Genomic DNA, 22,541 nt, shown 5'->3' with positions numbered 1-22,541 from the left:
CTCCTACTTACGATCTGCTTGTAGTCGTTCTTCTTTTTGGCGGCCACTGATATTAAGGACCACCCCTATACATAATGAAAGGGTTAAAATACTAGAACCACCATAACTAATAAATGGAAAAGTAACTCCGGTAATCGGTAATAAACCAACAACTCCTCCAATATTAAATAATGTTTGAATAGTAAAATATGTGGCCACTCCATAACAAATTAAGCTATGGAAGGTGTCTGTACTTCTGATTCCAATCAAGATGGTCCTAGCAACAATCAACGTTAATAATCCAATAATTACTAAAGCAGTAATGACTCCCAATTCTTCAGTTAACACTGACATTATAAAATCAGTATTGGGTTCTGGTAAGTAACCTGTCTTTTGGATACTGTTACCAAGGCCTACACCAAATAGTCCCCCGTTACTAATCGCGTAATATGAATTAACCAGCTGTTGTCCCGTTCCTTGAGCATGGCCAAAGGGATCCGTGAAGGCAATAATTCGTTGGAATTGATAAGAATTAGCCGCGAAACTTGTATGTGACAATGGAATTAAGATAAAGGCCACCACACCAGCGACTGCCGCAACGAATCCTCCTAACACGGTCATTGCTCTTTTAAATGAAATTCCACTCGTAATCATCAAAATGAAGAAAATCATGAAATTAATTGCCGCCCCACCAGAATCTGGCTGTAGAAGAATCAACATAATGCTAATCATGACTCGAATAATTGTCCCCCGCATGGCAATCCACCAATCACTAGCTGAGCCAATCATTTGGTCTTGAAGCTTATCCACACTATTAGCAACTCGGATAATCAAGAAAAATTTAAAGAATTCAGCTGGCTGAATATTTATAAATCCTAGATTAATCCAGCCAGCAGCTCCATTAATCTTACTTCCAAAGAATAGTAGTCCCACAAATGTAACCCAAAAAACAATTTCAATAATGGACAAAACATTTTTATTTTTTAATTTATTCAAATTAGCTGCAGTCATTGCAGCAACAATCACTAGACTAACTATTACAAACAAGCTCTGTTTAATTAAGTAACTTAATGGTGAACCGCCATTTTGATCACCAATATTCGCACTGGCTGAATACACCATGATAATTCCAACCGCACACATAATTATGTAAGGTAAAAATATATAATAATCTAAATTTCTTAACCTTTTCATACCCTGTTCCCACACCTTACCTATTTATTAAACCTCAATACGGACAATTATATCACAACCGCATAGTTGCAAATTCTAAACTTATCTTAATCCGTCATCTGTTTTAAATGCAAAAAACCGTAAAGACAAATGTCTTTACGGTTTTAATTATTATCCCCAATTACTTGGTTTAATTAGTTATGCTTACGACGCTTAGCATCCTTTTCACGTTCACTAGTGTTTAATAAACGTTTGCGGAGACGGACGAAGTTAGGTGTGATTTCACATAATTCATCTTCATTGATGAATTCCAATGATTCTTCAAGTGAGAAATGGGTTGGAGTCTTAATCCGAGCCATATCATCAGAACCAGCAGCACGAACGTTGGTCAAGTTCTTACCCTTAGTGATGTTAACAGTAATGTCGTTTTCACGGTTATTTTCACCAACGATCATTCCTTCGTATACTTCAGTACCTGGATCGATTACTAAAGTACCACGACTTTCGATTCCCATCATTGCATAAGTAGTAGCTTTACCAGAGTTCATAGAAACTAAAGTACCCTTTGACGACCAGGGTTCCAGTTCTTAATAACTGGCATGTATTTTTCAAATGTATGGTTCATAATCCCGTATCCACGAGTCATTGAAAGGAATTCTGTTGAGTAACCAATCAAACCTCTAGAAGGTGCAAGGAATGTCAAACGAGTTTGTCCATTACCAACACTTTCCATGTTTTGCATTTCTGCTTTACGTTTTGAAAGGCTATCAATGATTGAACCAGTGTACTCATCAGGTGTATCGATTTGAACAGATTCAAATGGTTCGCTCAAGACACCATCAACATCCTTATAAATAACCTGTGGACGTGAAGCTTGTAATTCAAGCCTTCACGACGCAAGTTTTCAATTAAGATAGAAAGATGAAGTTCACCACGACCGGAAACAGTCCATGCACCAGGGTTGTCAGTATCATCTACTCGAAGAGAAACATCAGTGTGTAACTCACGTTTCAACGATCTTCAAGTTGACGAGCAGTAACAAATTCCCGTCTTGGCCGGCAATGGTGATGTGTTAGTTCCGAATGTCATTTGAAGAGTTGGTTCGTCAATTCTCAACACTGGAAGTGCTTCTTGATGAGCAGCATCAACAACGGTTTCACCAACACTGATTTCATCCATACCAGAAATGGCAATCAAATCTCCAGCTTTAGCTTCTTCAATATCAAGACGCTTTAGGCCAAAGAATCCCATTAGCTTAGTAACTCGGAAGTTTTGAGTTGAACCATCAAGCTTCATAACAGTAACACTGTCCCCAACCTTAATAGTTCCACGGAATACTCGACCAATACCAACACGACCAACGAAGTCATTGTAATCCAACAAGGCAACTTGGAATTGTAATGGTTCGTCTGAGTTATCGATTGGTGCAGGAATATCTTTAACAATTGTATCAAAGATTGGCTTCATAGTATGTTCTTGAGTGCTTAGGTCAGAATCAAAACTTGAAGTACCATTCATAGCTGATGCATAAACAACTGGGAAGTCCAATTGTTCTTCGTCGGCGCCAAGTTCAATGAACAAGTCAAGGACTTCGTCAACAACTTCTTCAGGACGAGCACCATCACGGTCAATCTTGTTAATAACAACGATTGGAGTTAGATGTTGATCAAGGGCTTTTTTAAGCACAAAACGAGTTTGTGGCATAGTTCCTTCATAAGCATCAACAACAAGCAAAACACCATCAACCATTCGCATGATTCGTTCCACTTCACCACCGAATCGGCATGTCCTGGGGTGTCCAAGATATTGATTTGCTTACCGTCGTAACGAACAGCAGTGTTCTTCGAAAGAATCGTGATTCCACGTTCCTTTTCAATATCATTGGTATCCATGGCACGATCTTCGATTTGAACGTGTTCGTCAAGTGTATCTGATTGTTTAAGTAATTCGTTAACTAAAGTGGTCTTACCGTGGTCAACGTGGGCAATAATGGCAATGTTACGAATGTCGTCTCTTGTTTTCAAATTCAGTTGCTCCCCTTCATCTTTTAAATCATAAAGTTATTTTCTACAAATATTAGCATAAAAAAACTGTGACATGCGTCACAGTATGACTACTTCTTCACTATTGTAAGAATGTCGTGATGTGCATTTTCTGTCGCTAATAATACCGGTTCCGATGATAACACACCTAATTGATGTCCGTCAATAGTAGTGATTTTTAATCCGATGGTTTCGGCAAGGATCCTACCAGCACCAAAATCCCAAGGTTTTAGATAAGATATATATCCAACCAATTCACCCTTCAAAACAGCAATCATGTCAATTCCAGCACTACCATACACTCTCATTCCCAAAGACGTATTAGCAATTTCTTGCATATTAAAATCATTATGAATAACCATTGGTCCACTTAAACCAATTAAGCCATCCTTTAATTTTAAGTTATTAGCTTTGGTCATCTGATTTGAGTTCAAAAATACACCAAAATCTGGTCCGCCGTACAACAATTCATTGTTCATAACATCCATTATGAAGCCAAGAACTCCGTCACCGTTGATATATAAACTTATCATCATCGCAAAGTGATTGCGTTGTTTTACAAAGTTCATCGTACCATCAATTGGATCAACAATCCAAACTCGACCGTCAGAATTAGTAACCTGATCGCCAAAGCCTTCTTCACCCAAAATTTTTGCTTTTGAATCAAATTCCCTGATCTTATTCACTATAAATTGTTCATTTGATCGATCGATATTCGTGACTAAATCGCTTCGACTACTCTTAGTGGCTACCTTTAGTCTGGAATCAATTTGTCTTAAGACATTGTCCCTAGCTTCCATTAACCAGCTTCTAACAACTTTAACTGTCCTACTTAGTTCGTCATTATCCATTCCTATCACCAACTTTAATAAGGCTTGATTCAGTCTGTTCAAGTTGTTTAATCGCTTGGTATGAATCAAAACCAGATTCATCAGCAAACCGTTTTTCTAACTGTTTTTGTTCCGATTTAGCTGGAATGATTGCTCGAAATTTGTTATATGCACTTTGGAATTCACTACGCTCAATTCCCCCGCGGATTCTCATAAGCCTGTTCAACCGCATTATAAAATTCAATTAAATCAGAAAGTTCCGTTACACTCAATCCCTCTACCAGGGGGTACTCATAATTTTCTGCCATTAATTTTCTCCATCACTTTATTAAGTTAATTATAATCTAACCCGCTATTTGTGAAAAGTCATTTCACAAACTTTAGAAACAAGAATTTATTTTTTATTGGCACGTTTTTATCACCTGGTTTTAAACATAAAAATAATTAAAATTGGCAATCAAAAAACTCGTATTATCAATACTAATACGAGTCTTTTGATTATTAATTTGTCTAACAAGTCTAGATATGAGTTGGGAAACCAAGTGCAATATCAGCAGCTTCTTGAACTGGTTCACTCAAGGTTGGATGTGGATGAATTGTTAACGCGATGTCCTCAACATTCATTCGTCCATTTACTGCCAAACTTAATTCGGCAATTAAATCACTAGCGCCAGGTCCAGCAACTTCACCACCAAGAACTGTTCCTTCATCTTTAGTAAAGATTAGATGGACAAAACCATCAGCTTCGTAAAGGGAAACAGCTCTTGCATTTCCAGCAAATGGGAACTTAGCGGTTTGAACTTCGAGGCCTTGTTCTTTAGCTTGAGATTCAGTTAAACCAACAACGGCTAACTCAGGGTCTGAAAAACATACAGCTGGGACGCCAATGTAATCGTTGGCAGTCTTTTTACCCGAAATTGCTCCAGCTGCCACTTTTCCCTGGAAGAAAGCCTTATGAGCCAAAGCAGGACCAGAAGCAATATCACCAATGGCAAATATATGTTCAGAAGCCGTTCTACCTTGTTCATCTGTCTTAACTAAACCACGATCATCAAGTTCAACCTTAGTGTATTCGAGACCTAACTCATCAGTGTTAGGTCTCCGGCCAACCGTAACCATGCAATAATCAGCAGTCACAGTCGATTCTTTACCGTCAACTTCATAAGTGACAGTAACACTATTATCATCTTGAGTTGATGACTTAGCCTTAGCGCCTGTAATCACATCAACCCCTTTGGCCTTAAGTTGCTTCAAAACAACGGCAACCATATCTTTAGTAAATCCGGCCAATATAGAATCAGTCCCTTCAATAATAGTTACATGGGAGCCAAGATTAGCGTACGCACCGGCCAATTCAGTTCCAACGTATCCACCACCGATAACAACGAATTCTTTAGGAACCTCAGGTAAATTAAGGCCACCAGTTGAGTCAACTACTCGTCCGTCGAACTTAAATCCCGGAATTTCAATTGGATGTGAACCACTTGCAATAATCAAGTTATCAAAGTCGATTACTTGACCATTGTTGTTGTCCATAAATTGACGTGGACCAACTGGCATAACTCGTAATCGAGTATCACTATCTAAGACTGCTTCGCCTTGAATAACTTCAACTTTGTGCTTCTTCAATAACATAGAAACCCCATTAGTCATTCGATCAACCACGTCGTGTTGTTTCCATTCTTGAGTTTTAGAAAAATCGATTGTAGCACCTTGGCTAGTAATTCCATATTCATCAGAGTTATTAGCTTCTTGTAATCGATGTCCAGCCGCAATCAACGCCTTTGATGGTACACAACCAACGTTTAAACAAACTCCGCCCAAGGTATCCGATTTTTCAATCAAGGTAACCTTTTGACCAAGTTCAGATGCACGAATGGCGGCAACATAACCACCAGGGCCTGCTCCGATAATTACTGTTTCTTTCTTTTCAGCATCAGCCATTATTCAATCATCCTTCCATCAAAAGCATATCTGGATCATGTAACAATTTATTAAGCATGTTAAGTGCATTCTGAGCCAACGCGCCATCGATTAACCGGTGATCGTAACTCAATGATAACTTGAGCATGTTACCAACTTTAATTTCACCGTCATCATCAACGTATGGTTCTTTAGCAATTTTACCAACTCCAAGAATGGCAACTTCTGGGTAGTTAATAACTGGGGTAAACCAGCCACCACCAATTGAACCAACATTACTAATAGTGATTGAACCGCCACTCATTTTATCAGCGGAAAGTTTATTATCGTAGGCAGCCTGACTATTTTCAGTAATTTCCTTGGCAATTTCAAACATACCTTTAGAATCAGCATTCTTAACATTTGGTACATAGAGTCCGTGTTCAGTGTTAGTGGCAATTCCAACATTATAGTAATGTTTATAAACAATTTCTTGTGTTGTGTCATCAATTGAAGCGTTCAATTCAGGGTAGGCCTTCATAACAGCAACCAATGCTTTAACAATGTATGGCAAGAAGGTCAAGTGAATATCGCGATCCTTAGCAAGTTCCTTGTAACGTTTACGGTTTGCCATCAAAGCCGTTACTTCAACATCATCAAATGATGTTACGTGTGGCGCAATGTCTTTAGACAAGCGCATTTGTTTAGCAATTGCTTTACGAGTTAATGACATCTTTTCGCGTGTCTCTAATTCTGGAGTTGCTGAAGTGTAAGCTTGAATTGGAGTTGCAGCAGGTTTATCAGCCGCTGCTGTAGGAGTAGTGGCTGCGGGTGCACTTGTGGAAGCTGCAGGAGCTGCAATACTACCATTAAATCCATCAACGTCAGCCTTAGTAACTTGGCCATGATTTCCAGTGGCCGGAACAACTGAGATATCAATTCCCTTATCACGAGCATATTGACGAACAGAAGGCATTGCTAAAACCAATTTATTTGGGTCAGCAGCAACTGGAATTGTGCTGCTTGCGGCTGGAGCTGATTGTTCTACTGGGGCTGCACTAGCTGCAGGCGCTTCAGCAGCTGGTTTCTCTTCTGCTGGGGTTGCTGGAGTATCATCAGCTGAGTCAGCTGAACCATCATCAATGACAACTAACACATCGCCAATTTCAGCAGTTTCCCCTTCTTGTTTTTGAATTTCCTTGATTGTACCAGCTACTGGGGAAGGTAATTCAGAAACTGATTTATCGTTTTGAATTTCAACTAATGGATCGTCTTCTTTGACTTCATCGCCAGGTTTGACTAGCCAAGTGGCAACTTCACCTTCGGCCATTCCTTCTCCTAGCTCTGGGAGTTTAAACTTGTAAGCCATAGGGTCAAACTTCCTTTCTTAATTAGAATTAATAATTCAAGATTTCCCGTACTTTTTCTTCAATATCGTCGGCATTTGGAAGCCAGTCGTTTTCTGCCATTGCAAATGGGAAGATACTATCAGGTGCTGCCACTCTTCCAATTGGAGCATCTAATGACATAATCTTATTTTCTGCAATTTCAGAAGCAACATGGGCGCCAACGCCAGCCATTTTTTGGGCTTCTTGAACTAGCACGACCTTATGAGTTTTTTCAACTGAGGCAAAAATTGTGTCAGTGTCAATTGGTGAAAGTGATCGAAGATCAATTACTTCAACCGAAATGTTTTCTTTTTCCAATTTATCGGCAACTTTAAGTGCTTCGTTAACTTCAGCACTGTAAGCCACAATAGTAATATCAGTTCCTTCACGAACAACATTAGCCTTATCTAGCGGTACCGTGTATTTACCTTCAGGAATTTCGTCCTTCATTGAACGATATAATTTCAAGTTTTCCATAAACAATACTGGGTCATTATTTTCAACTGCGGAAATAATTAATCCCTTAGCGTCATAAGGATTAGAAGGTGTTACCACTCTAAGTCCTGGCACACCAGTAAAGATGTTTTCCATTGAATCACCATGAAGTTCAGCAGTATGTGTACCACCACCAAATGGAGTTCTAATTGTAATTGGCATTGACATCTTGCCATTAAATCTGAAACGGTTACGTGACATTTGACCAACGATTGAATCGACAGCTTCAAATGTGAATCCCATGAATTGAATTTCTGGGATTGGACGCCAGCCGGTAGCTGCTAGTCCAATTGATAGACCTAAAATTCCCGATTCGGCTAATGGTGTATCAAATACTCGATCTTCACCAAATTTTGCTTGTAATCCATCGGTAGTTCTAAATACCCCACCGTTTTTACCAACGTCTTCACCGAAAATAAGAGTCTTTGGGTCGTCTTGTAACACTTGATCTAATCCGTCGGTAATTGCTTTAATATAAGTTAATTTAGCCATGATTACTTCGACTCCTTTGCTTCATATTTTTCAATGTCCCGTTGAACATTAGGGGTTGGGGTTTCAAAAGTAGTCTTCAAGAAGTCAGTTACCTTTTGTTCAGGTGCTGCTTCAGCGTTCTTCATTGCTTCCTTAAATTCACCCTTGTATTGTTCAACTAATTCATCTTCTTTGGCTTGATCCCAAAGCTTTTTATCAGTAAGAACTTTTCTTAAACGAATCAATGGGTCACGATCGAACCAAGGTTGTTCTTCTTCTTTAGTCCGATAACGACTTGGATCGTCACCAGCTGAACTGTGGGCACCAAAACGGTAAGTCAAAGTTTCAACTAACACTGGGCCATTGCCAGCTGCTGCGAACTCACGCGCTTCCTTAGCAACTAAATAAGTTGCTAAGATATCCATTCCATCAACTTGAGTTGCAGGAACCCCTGAAGCAACACCCTTTTGGGCCAATGTTTCAGCAGCGGTTTGTTTGTATCGTGGAACTGAAATTGCAAAGCCATTGTTTTGAACAAAGAATACTGCTGGTGCTTGGAAAGCACTAGCGAAGTTAATTCCTTCGTAGAAATCACCTTGAGATGTACCACCATCACCGGTAAAGGCGTATGATACAGCATTTTCTTCCCCGTTCTTCTTAATTCCTAAAGCAGCACCTGCTGCTTGAACGTATTGAGCGCCAATAATGATTTGTGGGAAGAATGAGCGTGTTCCCTCAGGATTATATTGGTTTGCTAAATAGTGTCCCTTAGACCATAGGTATCCTTGTTCAACAGTCGCACCATGTTGGATCAATTGTGGTAAGTCCCGGTAAGCAGGGAATAAATAATCTTGTTTTTGCATTGCATGCGCAATTCCCATTTCCGAAGCTTCTTCCCCGTAGGTAGGAGCGTAAAAACCGAGGCGACCTTGACGAGAAAAGTTCATAGTTTGTTCGTGAAGTGTACGTTCCCAAACCATCTTTTCCATCAAAGTAACTAATTCATCATCGCTGAATGTATCAAACAGTTCTTGATTAACTATTTTTCCATTCTCATCGATTATTTGAACCGGTTTTTTGTATGGATCGCTCATTGTTGATTTGATTTTTGCGAAGTCAACAATATGCTTACTCTTTGCTGCCATATATAACACTTTCCTTTCCTAAAAAGCTAGACTTGTGATACACAAATGATCTTTTTCAACCACAACTAGAATTTATCATTGTTTCAGAAAATATGCAAGCCCTTTCAATCGCTTAAAACCAAGTTTTTCATAAACTGTTTCTAAAATTAATATACGGGTTTCACTATTCTTTCATTTTTATAGTTTGTGAAAAAAATATCAATCCCATCAAATAAAGGCTCATAGTATTTTTTCTCAAATTAAGCTAGAATAGAGTGTAGATAATTTTTATTTTGGAGGTTTTAATCGTGTTTCTTATGAAAGATATTGTCCGTGATGGTGATCCAGTATTACGACAACAAGCTCAAAAAGTAACCTTTCCCCTTTCAGATGAAGATCGCCAATTAGCACATGATCTAATGGAATATCTTGAAGTCAGTCAAGACCCAGAATTATGTGAGAAATATGGTCTTCGTGCAGGAGTCGGATTAGCTGCTCCTCAAGTAGGCGCTTCTAAGATGATGGCTTCCGTAATGGTCCCCGCAGAAGATGAAAATGAGGAACCGGTTTTCAAAGATGTTATTATCAATCCTGTGATTGTTTCTAACTCTGTTCAACGCGGTGCACTAACTGAAGGCGAAGGTTGTCTATCAGTAGATCAAGATGTTCCTGGTTATGTTCCCCGTTCAGCTAGAATCACCCTAGAATACACTGATGTGGATGGCAACAGTCACCATATCCGGTTAAAGAACTACCCAGCAATTGTTTGTCAACACGAAATCGATCATTTGCACGGCGTTCTATTTTACGATCATATTGATAAAGAGAACCCCTTCTCTAAATCAGACGATGAAATTTTCATATACTAAATTGAAAAATGATAAAAAGCCGCTATTCCTAACCATTAGGAATAGCGGCTTTTTATCATTTTTCATTAATTTAATCGATTTAAATCCTCAACATATTCAATTGTTGTTTGGTTAATTAAGAATGCAATATCAAAGTGGATTTTTCCTTCAAATTCCCAAATGTCAGTCACTCGGAAAACTGATTGTATTTCTGGCGTGGTACTTGCATCAAAATGATGATTCCTACTATATTCATGGAGTTCGTCAACCAACTGCTGTTTAAAATCCAGAAGCGTTAGCTGAAGTTTATCAACTGGTAATTCATATTCGAAAGCCATTACTCCTCGTCCCCACACTTTAGCGATGGCTTGAGACTTCAGTGTGCCTCGATAATCATCATCAATGATTTGGGGAAGGACTCGTTCAACCGCTTGGTCAACTATTGATTGGCTCATGTTTAATCGCCTTTGAGTGGGTCTAGTAACAAAAAATAATGCACAATATTATATAAATCACTGCTAGCACAATGCCAACAATCACCTGAAGCAAGAGCGTCATTAATATCCACCTCAATTCTTATTATCATTTTAGCACTTCCTATTTAAGGTTTGCTTAAACCAGTTACTAAAATCCAGATTTATATACTTATTTTGCAGTTATGGTAAACTACTTATTATTAGTTGTGCTAAAAGCAACCACCTGTGCGAAAAGGAATCATCGATTTCTTAAAAAACAGAAATAAATTTTAAAGGAGTTTTTTTTAATGATTTTTAAAGTATTATACCAACCTCAGGAAAATGAAAACCCAAGTCGCGAAAACACTCAGAGCCTCTATCTTGAAGCTGATACTGAAGTAACTGCTCGCCAACTCGTTCAAGACAATACTAACTATAATATTGAATTCATTGAACCATTGACAGGCAAACATCTAGAATACGAACAAGAAAATCCCGATTTCAAACTTACGGAGTTCAATAAATAATGAAAAAACTAAACGTCAAAAATAACGAAGCGGCTATTTACGGCGTTGGTGGTTTAGGTGAAATTGGAAAGAACACTTACGGAGTACAATTTCAAGATGAAATCATCTTGATTGATGCCGGAATCAAGTTTCCGGAGGATGAACTTCTAGGTGTCGACTATGTTATTCCAGACTACCAATATATCGTAGATAATAAGGATAAAATCAAAGCCTTAGTAATAACTCATGGCCACGAAGACCACATTGGTGGCGTTCCTTATCTGCTCAAAGCTCTTAACGTCCCTATATATGCTGGACCGCTGGCCATGGCTCTTATCAAGAATAAGTTAGACGAACATGGCTTGCTAAGTACAGCTGAATTACACGAAATTAATGAAAGTACTGTTTTAAAGTTTAGAAAAACTAGTGTTTCATTTTTCAGAACGACCCACTCAATTCCTGATACTTTAGGAATTGCGGTTCACACTCCCGTTGGCGTAATTGTAGAAACTGGTGATTTTAAGTTTGACTTAACTCCAGTTACTAAACAGGCCCCTAACCTACAGGCAATGGCTAGACTAGGTGAGGAAGGTGTCTTGTGCTTGATGTCTGATAGTACAAATGCTGAACGACCTGTTTGGACTAAATCTGAAAAATGGGTGGCTAATTCAGTTGCTCACATTTTTGATCAAATGGAAGACCGTATCATCTTTGCAACCTTTGCTTCTAATATTTCTCGAATTAAAACCGCCTGCGACAATGCTTTAGCTCATGGTCGGAAAATTGCCGTATTTGGGCGAAGCATGGAAGCCGCCATCGTGAACGGCCGCGAATTAGGATATTTAGATATTCCCGATGATGCGTTTGTTGACGCCAATGAATTACAATCATTGCCTGCTAATAAAACAATGATTCTCTGTACTGGTTCTCAAGGTGAACCAATGGCAGCCTTATCTAGAATCGCTAACGGAACTCACCGCCAAATTTCTATCCAACCTGGTGATACCGTTATTTTCTCAAGTAATCCAATTCCTGGAAATACTACTAGCGTTAATAGCGTTATCAACAAATTAGAAGAAGCCGGTGCTAATGTTATCCATGGTAAGGTGAATAATATTCATACTTCAGGACATGGTGGTCAAGAAGAACAAAAATTAATGTTACGCTTGATGAAGCCTAAGTTCTTTATGCCAATTCATGGTGAGTACCGGATGCTTAAGATTCATACTGAGCTTGCTGAAGAATGTGGGGTCCCACTTGACCATAGCTTTATTATGGAAAATGGTGATATCTTAGCATTATCAAAAGATAGCGCTCGCCTTGCTGGTCATTTTCAAGCTGGCGATGTTTATATCGATGGCAGCGGTATTGGGGATATCGGTAATATCGTCTTAAGAGATCGACAATTGCTTTCTGAAGAAGGAATTGTGGTAGTCGTTTCAACAATTAACTTAAAGAATCAAGAAATTCAATCTGGTCCAGATATTCTATCTCGTGGATTTGTTTACATGCGTGAATCAGGTGAACTTCTAGATGAGGGTCGTCGGTTAGTATTCAAAACGATTCGTAAAGCCATGCGTTCTAAAAAGGCTACTGAATCGTCAATTAGAAATGCAGTAATTGATGAACTTCAAGAATTTCTTTATGAAAAGACTGAACGTCGTCCAATGATTTTGCCAATGCTAATTATTAGCGATAAAAACAAGTAACAAGTAGCTTGAATCTAATAAAGATTCAAGCTATTTTAATACATATAATTAATTATTAGGAGAACTGTAATGTCCAAACATTTCATTTTCATCGTTAATGAAGCCGCTGGCGGTGGTAATGTTCGCAACCTTTGGCCAGAAATTGAAAACTATTTAAATCAACTTTCAGTTGATTATCAAAGCATCAAGACTCACTTTGTTGGTGATGGAATTCAGATTACCAAACAAATTCTCAGCGCCCTTGACAACTATTTAGATGATCAATTAGTATTGGTTGCCACCGGAGGTGACGGGACCCTCCATGAGGTCTTAAACGGTTGTAAAGAATTTTATCATGCTCACCCATTAACTAAACAAGTTCCCATTTCATTCTTACCAATTGGTTCTGGAAATGATTTTGCTCGCGCATTAAAAATTTCTAATAACTGGAAAATTGCCCTCCAACAAATTTTATCCGTCCAGCGACCTAAAAAACTGATAGTTGGTAAATACCACAATTTAAATCAAGCCAATACTGGATACTTCATTAATAATTTCGGGATTGGCTTAGATGCAACGATTGTTCATAAGGCAAACCACTCTAAAATCAAGCATAATCGATTTTTAGGTAAATTTAGCTATATCATTGCTGCAATTAACATAATTCGGACATTTGAACCGGTCAAGACAACTATTTACTATGGCGATAACTCACAATATGTGAGAGAATTCACTAAAGGCTTCCTAATAACTGTTACCAACATCCCCTACTTTGGTGGTGGCGTTAACATCGTCCCATCAGCTTCTACAAATGAAGATTCCCTAGATATTGTTATAATTGAGAAGCCAACTTGGCGGCAAATCATTATTTTCATTGTTAACTTACTTGCTAAAAGGCACTTAAAGTTGAGCTTCGTTAATCACTTTTCTCAAAAAAACTTTACAATAGTAACTAATGGGGATCGCTTTGGCCAAATTGATGGTGAAGAAACCTCAAAACAATCGTTTAATATTAACTTTAAAACCTCTACCTACTTATTTTGGGTCCATTAAGGGGTTTAACTACTAATAACGAGGTATTTGCGTATGTATTCAACTAGCTACCTGTTACTACAGGCCATGACTGCCGTTGCAGTCGGAGATGCCCTTGGAGTACCAGTCCAATTTACCGATCGGCCTACATTGCTTAAAAATCCCGTTGATCAAATGATCGGCAATGGGGCTTTTGATGTGCCTGCAGGTACTTGGTCTGATGACACCTCTTTAACATTGGCAACTCTTGCTAGTCTATCCCAAGGGTTTAATTTAGATGATATGATGATGCGTTACCGGCAGTGGTATGATTTTGGCGATTATACTCCGTTTGGTAAATCATTTGATATTGGTCAAACCACTCAAAGAGCGATCAATCGATATAAACATGGTGTACCTCCTGAAAAATGTGGCGGCGCTACGGAATCCGATAACGGCAATGGGTCTTTAATGCGCGTAATGCCATTGGCGTTTTATCTGTTATCGCAGTTTCCAAATTATCGCTTTAATAGTGATGTTGCCAATATATGTGAGCGATTCTCCTCGCTTACCCATCGCCATCCCCGATCACTTTTAGCAACATCAATTTTGGTTAATGTAACGACTACTGTCATCTTAAGCCCAAACAAATATGCAATGCTTAAATCCATTCGCGAGGTCTTGGATTATTATCAGGAACTCCCTAAATTTAAAGATGAAATCAAGTACTTTAATCAAATGGATGATCCTAGTTATTATCGCAAACCAAACTCCGAGGTTCAGAGTTCCGGCTACGTAATCGATACCTTAAACTCAGTTTTTTGGTGCTTAATGAATTCTGAAAAATATGTTTCTGCGGTAAAAAAAGCAGTCAATATGGGTAATGATTCAGATACCATCGCTTCTATCACATCAATGCTAGGATCGTTATTATATGCACCAGTATCATTTCCTCCCGAATGGGCAGTCTTGTTAAAGGGGAAGACCCACATCAAATGGGCGGTAGCTCTTGCTTTACAAACAACTTATTTTGACTCAAAAAGGGTTTCAATCGATAAACGATTGAAACCCTTTTTATTAAATAAAAATTCATCAGACAAGCAAAATATATTTGTATTAATCTTCGGAAGCATTCATTGCTTCAATTACCATACTTAAATGGGCACACTTATCATTTAAAACTTTCATTTCGTCGCCGAACTTTGGCTGAATTACCACGGTATCATCAGAATGATCATTTGCAGTGACAGTTTCGCTGTTTTTTAATTGATTTAACTTTAATTCTGCTTGTTTGAACTCTTCAAGAATTTCTAACTTATTACTCATAGCTAAAACCCCTTTAAGTGATTAAAATATCAACTCAAGTTGAATATAACACTTAAACCTTTTTTTTGTTAATGTATTGTTTACCAACGAAAAGTATCATAGCAAATACAAATCAACAAATCAATCGTTTATTTGTATTCATCAGTTAATTTTTTTACTAGTAGTGAAATATGTAATCAACTATTCTTGGCAACTAATTAATTTTTCTGACACTATCCCGTTCAACTAATGAAATTGGTAATGCAATTTTTTGATTTTCAATCTTCTCATTTTCAATTCGATTAATAATTAGTTTAGCAGCATTGGTGCCCATCTCAAAGGCCGGTTGATGCACCGTTGTTAACTTAGGAGTAACATATTCACTCAAATCGATATCATCATAACCAACAATTGAGATATCATCTGGAATAGATAATCCGGATTCTCCCAAACCACGATATAAACCTATTGCTAATTCATCATTAATCGCGAAAATCGCAGTTGGCTTATTAGCCAGCACGGCTTCAGTTGTTTCATAGCCGCCCTTTTTAGTTAATTCAGTCTCTATTATTTGTTCAGAGTTTATTACAATCTGGTGCTCTTGATAAGTGTCTAAAAAGCCCTGTAGCCGTTCTTTCATGTTTCTGGTAGGTTTAGATGCTGTCACAATTACAACTCGTGTATGACCGTTTTTTATCAAGTATTCGGCCAACAACTCACCACCATGGTAATTATTAACGTCAACCATATCACTTTTATGAATTGGTGCCTGATCAATTAACATATATGGAATTTGATTCTGACTTAAAACATTATCAATATAGCCCAGATCAGATACTGCAGAGGCAATAATCATCCCATCTGCCGCTCGTTTCACCGATTCAAACACATACCGCGATTCAAGTTGTTTATTATTATTAGATCCAAAAATTAAAGGAACGTAGTCCGCTTTAATCGCCTCATCTTCAATTCCGCGAAGGAAACGACTAAAAAATGGATTATTGATATTAGGAACCAGCACTCCAATAGTCTTACCCGACTTTCGAATCAAACTTTGAGCATTAAAATCAGCAACATAGCCCAATTGTTTTTGGAGTGAATTAACTTTATCAATGGTCTTTTTACTAAATCGTTGTTCTTTACCGTTTAAAATTTGCGAGACGGTGGTTACCGATACTCCCGCAAGTTTTGCTAGATCAGTAATTGTCACTTTTTTTGTCATCGCTTATATCCATCCAATCATTCTTATTACATCGATTATAACAAATAAAAGCACTAAACGGAGTAAATCCATTTAATGCCTTTATCTTAAGGATTATGATTTAACAATTGAATCGATTTTATCCAATTCATCTTGGGTGAAATCAAGGTTATCTAAAGCCTTCAAATTATCTAATAAATGTTCAACCTTAGAAGCACCCGTGACAATGCTAGCAACAACTTCGTCATGAAGTAGCCAAGCCACACTCATCTGGGCTAAAGTTTGGTTCCGGTTTTTAGCAAGATCATTTAATTCATTAAGCTTTTTAACTAACTCATCCTTGCCATTGTTGACAACAAAGTTATTACTCCAATGAAGTTTAACATCATCAGGGATACCGTTAAGATACTTATCGGTTAATAACCCTTCAGCTAATGGTCCATAAGCAACTAAGGCATCGTTATTAGCCTTTAAAACATCCAGCAGTCCATCATCTTCAACAGAGCGATTCAACATGTTATATGATGCTTGGTTAACTACAAATGGCGTATGAAGTTCCTTAAAGTACTTAATGATTTCTTCTGTTTGCTTATGATCATAGTTTGAAATTCCAACATAGAGAGCTTTACCAGACCTGACGATATCATTTAAAGCGTCAGCAGTTTCAGCAAGATTTGTGTCTGGGTCAAATCGATGACTATAGAAAATATCAACGTAATCTAAGCCCATCCGTTCCAAACTACCATCAATAGCATTAATCAATGTTTTTCTAGAAGAAAAGTTACCATAAGGTCCAGGCCACATATTAAATCCGGCCTTAGTGGTAATTACTAGTTCGTCTCGATATGGTTTTAAGTTAGCTTTGTATACATCGCCGAACATTCTCTCAGCAGCTCCTGAACCAGGACCATAGTTATAAGCTAGGTCATAACTAAAGATTCCCTTATCAAAAGCCTCTAGCATTACTTTTTCACTATCACCATAGTTAGCATCGTCCCCAAAACTATGCCACATTCCAAATGATAACGCTGGTAATTGGAGGCCAGAATTACCGGCCCGTCTCACAGCCATCTTATCGTATCTGTCTTCACTTGCTTTGTACATATACATTACATATCACCTTTCAAGTTAAGATTTATCTACCAAACAGTTTACCAACTGACTGTTGGTTATGAATTAATTTAATAGCTTCCCCAAATAATTTATCCACAGAAACCACCTCTAGTTTATCAAACTTTCGGTCATCACTAAGCTTAATTGAATCAGTAACGATAACTTTTTCAATTGGTGCATCAGATAAACGTTTAATAGCATCTCCTGAGAAAATTGCGTGGGTAGCAACTGCATAAATTTCTTTGGCACCTGACTTCTTTAAAGTTTCAGATGCAATTTGAGTTTTAATTGCGGTATCGATCATATCATCAACAACAATTGCCCGTTTACCTTTAACATCACCAATAACTGATTCTGGAATTGTATTAGCGTCCTCAGGGGATCGGTTATCAATGATAGCGATGGGAGCGTTCAACAACTCAGCAAAGGTTCTTGCTCTTGAAACACTAGCATGGTCAGGTGAAATAATTACTAAGTCGTCCTTACCATGTTGCTTTTCAAAGAAGTTAGCTAACAGTCTAGCAGCACGTAAATGATCAACGGGAATATCAAAGAAGCCTTGAATTTGATCCGCATGAAGATCAAGCGTAATTACTCGGTCAACCCCATCCATTTCCAAGAATGATGATAATAACTTAGCAGTAATTGGTTCCCGTGAGCGGGCTTTCCGATCAGCTCGTGAATAACCATAATATGGAATCACAACGTTAATCGAACCAGCAGATGCTCTTCGCAAGGCATCAACCATAATCAACAATTCCATTAAATTTGTATTTACTGGGTTAGAAATAGATTGAATAACGTATACTTCAGTTCCCCGAATGCTTTCATCCACACTAATTTTAATTTCATCATCGCTGAATTTTTTTACGGTTGATTTGCTTAAAGGAACCCCAACTGCTTCACTGATTTTTTCAGCTAGCTCCGGGTTTGAGTTTAGGGAAAATAATTTAATTTTTGGTCGGGTGTTGTCGTCCGTCATGATGGCCTCCAGAGTTATTGTTTATAAAAATCATAACATAAAAATTAATAAAATTTGAGTTTTTAATTCACTAATCAGCAGCTAAAAAATCTGCTGGTTTTAAACCACTCATTCCAATCATTGGATCAACTGTATTTTCTTGAATCATTTTCATTGTTAAAATACCGTCATTTTGTGGTTGAGTTGCTTTGCTAATTTGTTGTTTCTCCTGGTCATCGACCACAACTTCAGTAGATTCAGTATCAGTTTCTGAATTTGTGGTTTGCTGACCCAGAATGATATTTTGTAGTCTCTCAACTAAGCAAGTTTTACGGTTAGCTGAAACGGTGTTAACACATTGCTGATAAGCTGATTGTTCACCAACTAGTATCAAAAAGTTACTTGCTCGAGTAACTGCCGTATACAACAGGTTTCGCTGTAACATCCGGCTAAATTGCCTAACTAGTGGCAAAATTACCATTTGAAACTCACTACCTTGAGCTTTATGGATAGAAGTACAATAAGCCAAGGTAAATTGGAGCCATTCGTTTTTTGATAAGTGACTTCTATATCATCATAATCAATCGTGATCTGGGAAGGAGTATCTTCATCCTTAGCCTGTTTCATTGACACAATCATGCCAATATCACCATTAAAGACATTTTTTTCGGGATTATTTTCTAGCTGGAGCACTTTATCACCAATTCGATAAGTATGTTGCCGAATTGTAACCGATTTTGTCGATCCCGCAGCTTGCCAAACTTCCTGAATTGTATCATTAAGCTTGTCAATTCCGGCTCGCCCCCGATACATTGGTGCTAATACCTGAACGTCCATCTTGCTAAAGCCTTTACTCTTAGCCCGTTCGGTAACTTGCTGAACAACCGAAGCAATCTGATTTTCATCACAGGGAATAAACGATCGATCACGTTGATTAACCGTAAAATCAACCGGTAATTCACCTTGGTGAATCTCATGAGCTAAAGAAATAATTGATGAGTTAGCATCCTGTCGGTAAATGGTATCTAATTTCATATAAGGAACTGCCTTAGCTGTTAACAAATCATGAAACACCTGTCCGGGACCAACAGATGGTAACTGATCTTGATCTCCCACTAAAATAATTTTCATATGATTAGGAACCGAACTTACCAACATCTTGAACAAATAAGTATCAACCATCGACATTTCGTCAATAATTAACAGTTCACCATCAATATCTTTTGTGGCGGCCGCTTGCTCACTGTCTGAACGATTCAACCCCAATAATCGGTGAATCGTACTTGCAGGAAGTCCTGTGCTGTCAGTCATGTGCTTTGCAGCCCGACCAGTTGGCGCAGCTAAGATTACCGGAAACGGCTTATCCTTATACTGATTAATATCCATCGAATAATCATTCAATTCACAAAAGGTATTAACAATTCCGTTAATAATGGTTGTTTTCCCGGTTCCAGGCCCACCGGTCAACACAAACACCGGTGATTTAATTGCATCAGTAATCGCGTTGGTTTGTGATTGGTCATAACTAATTTGATACTTTCGTTCGACTTTTCGTAGTTGCTTCTCAATTTGGGCATCAGTAAATGAAACCTCATCGTTATTCTCGATGACTCGTTGCAGATGCTCGGCAATTTGAAACTCAGCTCGATATAAATTAGCCGGAAAAATCCTATCGGACTCACCAATAATTTGATTGCTCTTTGCTAGTTCCACTAGCCCTGCGGCAATCTTGTCAGCACTAATTTGTGGTTGTCCATTAGCTTCTAATAACCGAGTGGTCTCACTTAATAAAGGACCAGTAGTTGTATAGGTATCCCCATTTTTCCACAAAGTTGATCGATAGCATACATTAATCCGGCCGCAATTCGTTCTGATGAATCAACCTTAAATCCATTCTCTAAAGCAATTCCATCAGCTCGTTTGAACCCAATCGATGGAATATCGGTGACTAACCGATATGGATTTTCAGCAATAATTGATAATGCATCCCCCCGATATTTCTCGTATATCACCGAGCTAAGTTGGTTAGAAAAGCCATAGCTATTTAAGCCAATGATAATATTTTCCAAATTATCACTTAGTTCTAAGTTTTCAGTAATAACGGTTTTAAGCTTATTGCTTAATCCAACTTCATTTAAAACTTGAGGATCTCGATCAATTTTAGTTAATGCATCTGCTCCTAAAATATCAACAATTTTTTCTGCAGTCTTTTCACCCACTCCGGGGAATTTATCTCCAGACAAATACTTAACTACTCCTGTTCGGGTTGTTTTAGCTAAGTTTGAATAATTGGCCGCCTGAAATTGTTGACCATATTTGGGATGATTAACCACTCTCCCCGTAAAGTGATAAGGGTTTTCTTCAATCAGATCGCCAAAATTACCGGTGACCACAACTTCATCATCAGGTAAAGAGACGTTGGTATTAGTAACGTGAATTAAAATCACTTTATAGAAACTGTCTTCACTAGCAAAAAGACGGCCTTTAATTGCCCGTCAACATACTTTTCTTCATTTGGATTATCAAATAAGTCTAATGATTCAGCCACTTGAACTCTCCTATGCTATTGTTCATCATTCTTGTTAGAATCAGCATCTTTGTTTATCTGGATAAATTTTTCAATATCTTGTAATTTCTGTTGACCCTTTTCATAATAATCAGGATCTAATTGCTTAGCCTTTTCAAAGTAAGGTTGATAATTCTCACCATCTACCATAGCCACAAGACCCCGGTCAAAATTAACTGGACCATTATCTGGCTCTGTCTTTAAAGCTAAGTCATAAAACTCACCAGCCTGTTGAAAATTGCCTAATGATAATAAATTATCACCAATTAATTTGTTAACCTCTGGATCATCTTTAGCTTCGCTTTGGGCAGTAAGTGCAAATACCATTGCCCGCTTGTTATCACCTTTAGCCATGTAACTTTGAGCAAGCATTACATATGCCTTAACTTTTAATTGATGATCTTCCACATTTTGAAAGATATCAATTGCTTTATCATATTCTTCAGCCGCGTAATAAACGTTTCCCAAACCATATTTTAACAAATCTGTCGCAGGTTGGTTCGCATCTGAAAACAATCCTAAAGCTTTCATTAACAATTCTTCTGCCTGCTCATAATCCTTGCCTTCAACTAAGACAGTCGCTAATTCATAGTAATTATGATAATTGTTGGGCTCCTGATCAATCTTAGTTACTAGTTTGTGAACTATTTGCTTGGCCTTTTCTTCTTCTTGTTCACGGGTCCTCATATATTTACGTTGATTTTCTTGATTCTTTTTTTGTAAGTCCGTTACTTTTTTATCATCATTTTTCATTACTTTCACCTACACAATATCAGTCTTATCAATTCTACGATTTAAGTATGTTGTGTCATTCCAGCTAATCAATTCAAATGACTGGCCAGCATTTTTGGTTTCAATAGTTGTAGTACTAGTATTCGCTAACCCACCCCGTTTTTTCAAGTTGGGGAGGCTTGCGCCTAATAAATGATTCATTTCTGCATTTAAAGCCGCACCATGACTAACAATCATAACATTTTCAGTCGGATATTCCGTTACAATCTGCATAATCGCTGGAGTCATCCGCTCAATTACGTCTGGATAAGATTCGCCTCCAATTTTAATTGGATCATACTTATCAGGGTAATTTCGAAAATTGATAAACTCTTCAGGATATTGTTCTTGAACCTCAGTGAACTTCATCCCTTCCATTTTTCCTAAATTAAACTCAGCTAGCCGTGATAGTAACGTAATTTGGGGTCGGCTCTTCAAATGTTCTGCAATCGTTTCAGCGGTTATTCTAGCTCGCTTAATTGGACTGGCAAAATATGGGCAAAGTCGACATCATAGAAATGCTTAGCCAACTCCTCCATCTCTTCATAACTTTGCGTTAACAATGGTGAATCGCCACCTGATCCTTGATAACGGCTTTCTAAGTTCCATTCAGTCTTACCATGGCGAACAAAATATAGTTTTGTCAAAACGTTGCCTCCATAAATATCTCTATACCATTATGACAGGACTTGCTTACATTTTCAAAAGAATC

General features: G+C 38.0%; 19 protein-coding genes and 3 pseudogenes. 5 read left to right on the top strand and 17 right to left on the bottom strand.

Annotated elements, in window-relative coordinates; translation table 11 throughout:
• Window positions 1-3: 3 nt before the first annotated feature.
• The 9 genes and pseudogenes from NBRC111893_RS09155 to pdhA all read right to left on the bottom strand — a co-directional run bounded on the left by NBRC111893_RS09155 (window position 4) and on the right by pdhA (window position 9,425).
• On the bottom strand, window positions 4-1,173 hold the full coding sequence (locus NBRC111893_RS09155) for an FtsW/RodA/SpoVE family cell cycle protein (protein ID WP_125008843.1): 1,170 nt from the start codon (window positions 1,171-1,173) through the stop codon (window positions 4-6).
• A gap of 173 nt (window positions 1,174-1,346) precedes the next feature.
• Window positions 1,347-3,176: pseudogene (typA, locus tag NBRC111893_RS09150) on the bottom strand (translational GTPase TypA).
• 89 nt (window positions 3,177-3,265) lie between these two features.
• Window positions 3,266-4,045 (bottom strand): inositol monophosphatase family protein, encoded by a 780-nt coding sequence (locus NBRC111893_RS09145; protein ID WP_125008842.1) that lies wholly within the window; start codon window positions 4,043-4,045, stop codon window positions 3,266-3,268.
• A complete protein-coding gene (locus NBRC111893_RS09140) occupies window positions 4,038-4,238 on the bottom strand; it encodes a UPF0223 family protein (protein ID WP_261341448.1) in 201 nt (66 codons plus the stop codon). Before NBRC111893_RS09140 ends, NBRC111893_RS09145 begins: the two co-directional genes overlap by 8 nt.
• Complete coding sequence (locus NBRC111893_RS11915) at window positions 4,216-4,332, bottom strand: UPF0223 family protein (protein ID WP_261341447.1); 117 nt, start codon at window positions 4,330-4,332, stop codon at window positions 4,216-4,218. The genes NBRC111893_RS09140 and NBRC111893_RS11915 overlap by 23 nt, the downstream gene beginning before the upstream one ends.
• Window positions 4,333-4,543: 211 nt before the next feature.
• Window positions 4,544-5,968, bottom strand: a complete 1,425-nt coding sequence (gene lpdA / locus NBRC111893_RS09135; protein WP_125008841.1) for a dihydrolipoyl dehydrogenase — start codon at window positions 5,966-5,968, stop codon at window positions 4,544-4,546.
• Window positions 5,969-5,975: 7 nt separating this feature from the next.
• Window positions 5,976-7,295 (bottom strand): 2-oxo acid dehydrogenase subunit E2, encoded by a 1,320-nt coding sequence (locus NBRC111893_RS09130; protein WP_125008840.1) that lies wholly within the window; start codon window positions 7,293-7,295, stop codon window positions 5,976-5,978.
• A gap of 28 nt (window positions 7,296-7,323) precedes the next feature.
• Window positions 7,324-8,301 (bottom strand): alpha-ketoacid dehydrogenase subunit beta, encoded by a 978-nt coding sequence (locus tag NBRC111893_RS09125; RefSeq protein ID WP_125008839.1) that lies wholly within the window; start codon window positions 8,299-8,301, stop codon window positions 7,324-7,326.
• Window positions 8,302-8,303: 2 nt separating this feature from the next.
• Window positions 8,304-9,425, bottom strand: a complete 1,122-nt coding sequence (pdhA, locus tag NBRC111893_RS09120) for a pyruvate dehydrogenase (acetyl-transferring) E1 component subunit alpha (protein ID WP_125008838.1) — start codon at window positions 9,423-9,425, stop codon at window positions 8,304-8,306.
• A gap of 287 nt (window positions 9,426-9,712) precedes the next feature.
• Here pdhA and def point away from each other — a divergent pair, with 287 nt between their 5' ends.
• Complete coding sequence (gene def / locus NBRC111893_RS09115) at window positions 9,713-10,273, top strand: peptide deformylase (RefSeq protein ID WP_125008837.1); 561 nt, start codon at window positions 9,713-9,715, stop codon at window positions 10,271-10,273.
• A gap of 65 nt (window positions 10,274-10,338) precedes the next feature.
• On the opposite strand, the gene NBRC111893_RS09110 is transcribed toward def, so the two are convergent.
• Window positions 10,339-10,707: a hypothetical protein gene (locus NBRC111893_RS09110; RefSeq protein WP_125008835.1), complete on the bottom strand. Its 369-nt coding sequence runs from the start codon at window positions 10,705-10,707 to the stop codon at window positions 10,339-10,341.
• 308 nt (window positions 10,708-11,015) lie between these two features.
• Here NBRC111893_RS09110 and NBRC111893_RS09105 point away from each other — a divergent pair, with 308 nt between their 5' ends.
• The 4 genes from NBRC111893_RS09105 to NBRC111893_RS09090 all read left to right on the top strand — a co-directional run bounded on the left by NBRC111893_RS09105 (window position 11,016) and on the right by NBRC111893_RS09090 (window position 15,070).
• Window positions 11,016-11,234 carry a DNA-directed RNA polymerase subunit epsilon gene (locus tag NBRC111893_RS09105; RefSeq protein ID WP_125008833.1) on the top strand — a complete coding sequence of 73 codons (219 nt, stop codon included), beginning with the start codon at window positions 11,016-11,018 and terminating at the stop codon, window positions 11,232-11,234.
• Window positions 11,234-12,922, top strand: a complete 1,689-nt coding sequence (gene rnjA, locus NBRC111893_RS09100; RefSeq protein WP_125008831.1) for a ribonuclease J1 — start codon at window positions 11,234-11,236, stop codon at window positions 12,920-12,922. The genes NBRC111893_RS09105 and rnjA overlap by 1 nt, the downstream gene beginning before the upstream one ends.
• Before the next feature lie 69 nt (window positions 12,923-12,991).
• Window positions 12,992-13,954, top strand: a complete 963-nt coding sequence (locus NBRC111893_RS09095; RefSeq protein ID WP_125008829.1) for a diacylglycerol/lipid kinase family protein — start codon at window positions 12,992-12,994, stop codon at window positions 13,952-13,954.
• Window positions 13,955-13,987: 33 nt separating this feature from the next.
• Window positions 13,988-15,070, top strand: a complete 1,083-nt coding sequence (locus NBRC111893_RS09090) for an ADP-ribosylglycohydrolase family protein (RefSeq protein WP_125008827.1) — start codon at window positions 13,988-13,990, stop codon at window positions 15,068-15,070.
• Here NBRC111893_RS09090 and NBRC111893_RS09085 read toward each other — a convergent pair.
• From NBRC111893_RS09085 to NBRC111893_RS09055, 7 genes and pseudogenes are all read right to left on the bottom strand, one after another.
• Complete coding sequence (locus NBRC111893_RS09085; protein ID WP_125008825.1) at window positions 15,029-15,238, bottom strand: hypothetical protein; 210 nt, start codon at window positions 15,236-15,238, stop codon at window positions 15,029-15,031. The genes NBRC111893_RS09090 and NBRC111893_RS09085 overlap by 42 nt on opposite strands.
• A 193-nt stretch (window positions 15,239-15,431) precedes the next feature.
• Window positions 15,432-16,439 (bottom strand): ribose utilization transcriptional repressor RbsR, encoded by a 1,008-nt coding sequence (gene rbsR / locus NBRC111893_RS09080; RefSeq protein WP_125008823.1) that lies wholly within the window; start codon window positions 16,437-16,439, stop codon window positions 15,432-15,434.
• A gap of 93 nt (window positions 16,440-16,532) precedes the next feature.
• Window positions 16,533-17,522, bottom strand: a complete 990-nt coding sequence (locus NBRC111893_RS09075; RefSeq protein ID WP_125008873.1) for an aldo/keto reductase — start codon at window positions 17,520-17,522, stop codon at window positions 16,533-16,535.
• A 31-nt stretch (window positions 17,523-17,553) separates the two neighbouring features.
• Complete coding sequence (locus NBRC111893_RS09070; protein WP_125008821.1) at window positions 17,554-18,513, bottom strand: ribose-phosphate diphosphokinase; 960 nt, start codon at window positions 18,511-18,513, stop codon at window positions 17,554-17,556.
• Between the two features lie 70 nt (window positions 18,514-18,583).
• Window positions 18,584-21,040, bottom strand: a pseudogene (gene recD2 / locus NBRC111893_RS09065) (SF1B family DNA helicase RecD2).
• A 15-nt stretch (window positions 21,041-21,055) separates the two neighbouring features.
• Window positions 21,056-21,811 (bottom strand): tetratricopeptide repeat protein, encoded by a 756-nt coding sequence (locus NBRC111893_RS09060; protein WP_125008819.1) that lies wholly within the window; start codon window positions 21,809-21,811, stop codon window positions 21,056-21,058.
• Window positions 21,812-21,820: 9 nt separating this feature from the next.
• A pseudogene (locus NBRC111893_RS09055) lies at window positions 21,821-22,476 on the bottom strand (histidine phosphatase family protein).
• Window positions 22,477-22,541: the final 65 nt, after the last annotated feature.

Origin of the sequence: Lentilactobacillus kosonis (genome assembly GCF_003864335.1) — a bacterium.
In the GTDB taxonomy this organism is placed as follows: Bacteria; Bacillota; Bacilli; order Lactobacillales; family Lactobacillaceae; genus Lentilactobacillus; species Lentilactobacillus kosonis.
The sequence above is the reverse complement of the archived record's forward strand: the minus strand, read 5'-3'. Positions and strand labels throughout refer to the sequence as shown.

Bases quoted from the DNA above. Each gene is read 5' to 3' on its own strand.
- NBRC111893_RS09140 (WP_261341448.1), bottom strand. From the start codon at position 4,238: ATGAGAATCCGCGGGGGAATTGAGCGTAGTGAATTCCAAAGTGCATAT.
- NBRC111893_RS09085 (WP_125008825.1), bottom strand. From the start codon at position 15,238: ATGAGTAATAAGTTAGAAATTCTTGAAGAGTTCAAACAAGCAGAATTA.
- NBRC111893_RS09075 (WP_125008873.1), bottom strand. From the start codon at position 17,522: ATGTACAAAGCAAGTGAAGACAGATACGATAAGATGGCTGTGAGACGG.
- pdhA (WP_125008838.1), bottom strand. From the start codon at position 9,425: ATGGCAGCAAAGAGTAAGCATATTGTTGACTTCGCAAAAATCAAATCA.
- lpdA (WP_125008841.1), bottom strand. From the start codon at position 5,968: ATGGCTGATGCTGAAAAGAAAGAAACAGTAATTATCGGAGCAGGCCCT.
- NBRC111893_RS09095 (WP_125008829.1), top strand. From the start codon at position 12,992: ATGTCCAAACATTTCATTTTCATCGTTAATGAAGCCGCTGGCGGTGGT.
- NBRC111893_RS11915 (WP_261341447.1), bottom strand. From the start codon at position 4,332: ATGGCAGAAAATTATGAGTACCCCCTGGTAGAGGGATTGAGTGTAACG.
- NBRC111893_RS09110 (WP_125008835.1), bottom strand. From the start codon at position 10,707: ATGAGCCAATCAATAGTTGACCAAGCGGTTGAACGAGTCCTTCCCCAA.
- NBRC111893_RS09105 (WP_125008833.1), top strand. From the start codon at position 11,016: ATGATTTTTAAAGTATTATACCAACCTCAGGAAAATGAAAACCCAAGT.
- NBRC111893_RS09090 (WP_125008827.1), top strand. From the start codon at position 13,988: ATGTATTCAACTAGCTACCTGTTACTACAGGCCATGACTGCCGTTGCA.
- rbsR (WP_125008823.1), bottom strand. From the start codon at position 16,439: ATGACAAAAAAAGTGACAATTACTGATCTAGCAAAACTTGCGGGAGTA.
- NBRC111893_RS09145 (WP_125008842.1), bottom strand. From the start codon at position 4,045: ATGGATAATGACGAACTAAGTAGGACAGTTAAAGTTGTTAGAAGCTGG.
- NBRC111893_RS09060 (WP_125008819.1), bottom strand. From the start codon at position 21,811: ATGAAAAATGATGATAAAAAAGTAACGGACTTACAAAAAAAGAATCAA.
- NBRC111893_RS09155 (WP_125008843.1), bottom strand. From the start codon at position 1,173: ATGAAAAGGTTAAGAAATTTAGATTATTATATATTTTTACCTTACATA.
- NBRC111893_RS09125 (WP_125008839.1), bottom strand. From the start codon at position 8,301: ATGGCTAAATTAACTTATATTAAAGCAATTACCGACGGATTAGATCAA.
- NBRC111893_RS09130 (WP_125008840.1), bottom strand. From the start codon at position 7,295: ATGGCTTACAAGTTTAAACTCCCAGAGCTAGGAGAAGGAATGGCCGAA.
- rnjA (WP_125008831.1), top strand. From the start codon at position 11,234: ATGAAAAAACTAAACGTCAAAAATAACGAAGCGGCTATTTACGGCGTT.
- NBRC111893_RS09070 (WP_125008821.1), bottom strand. From the start codon at position 18,513: ATGACGGACGACAACACCCGACCAAAAATTAAATTATTTTCCCTAAAC.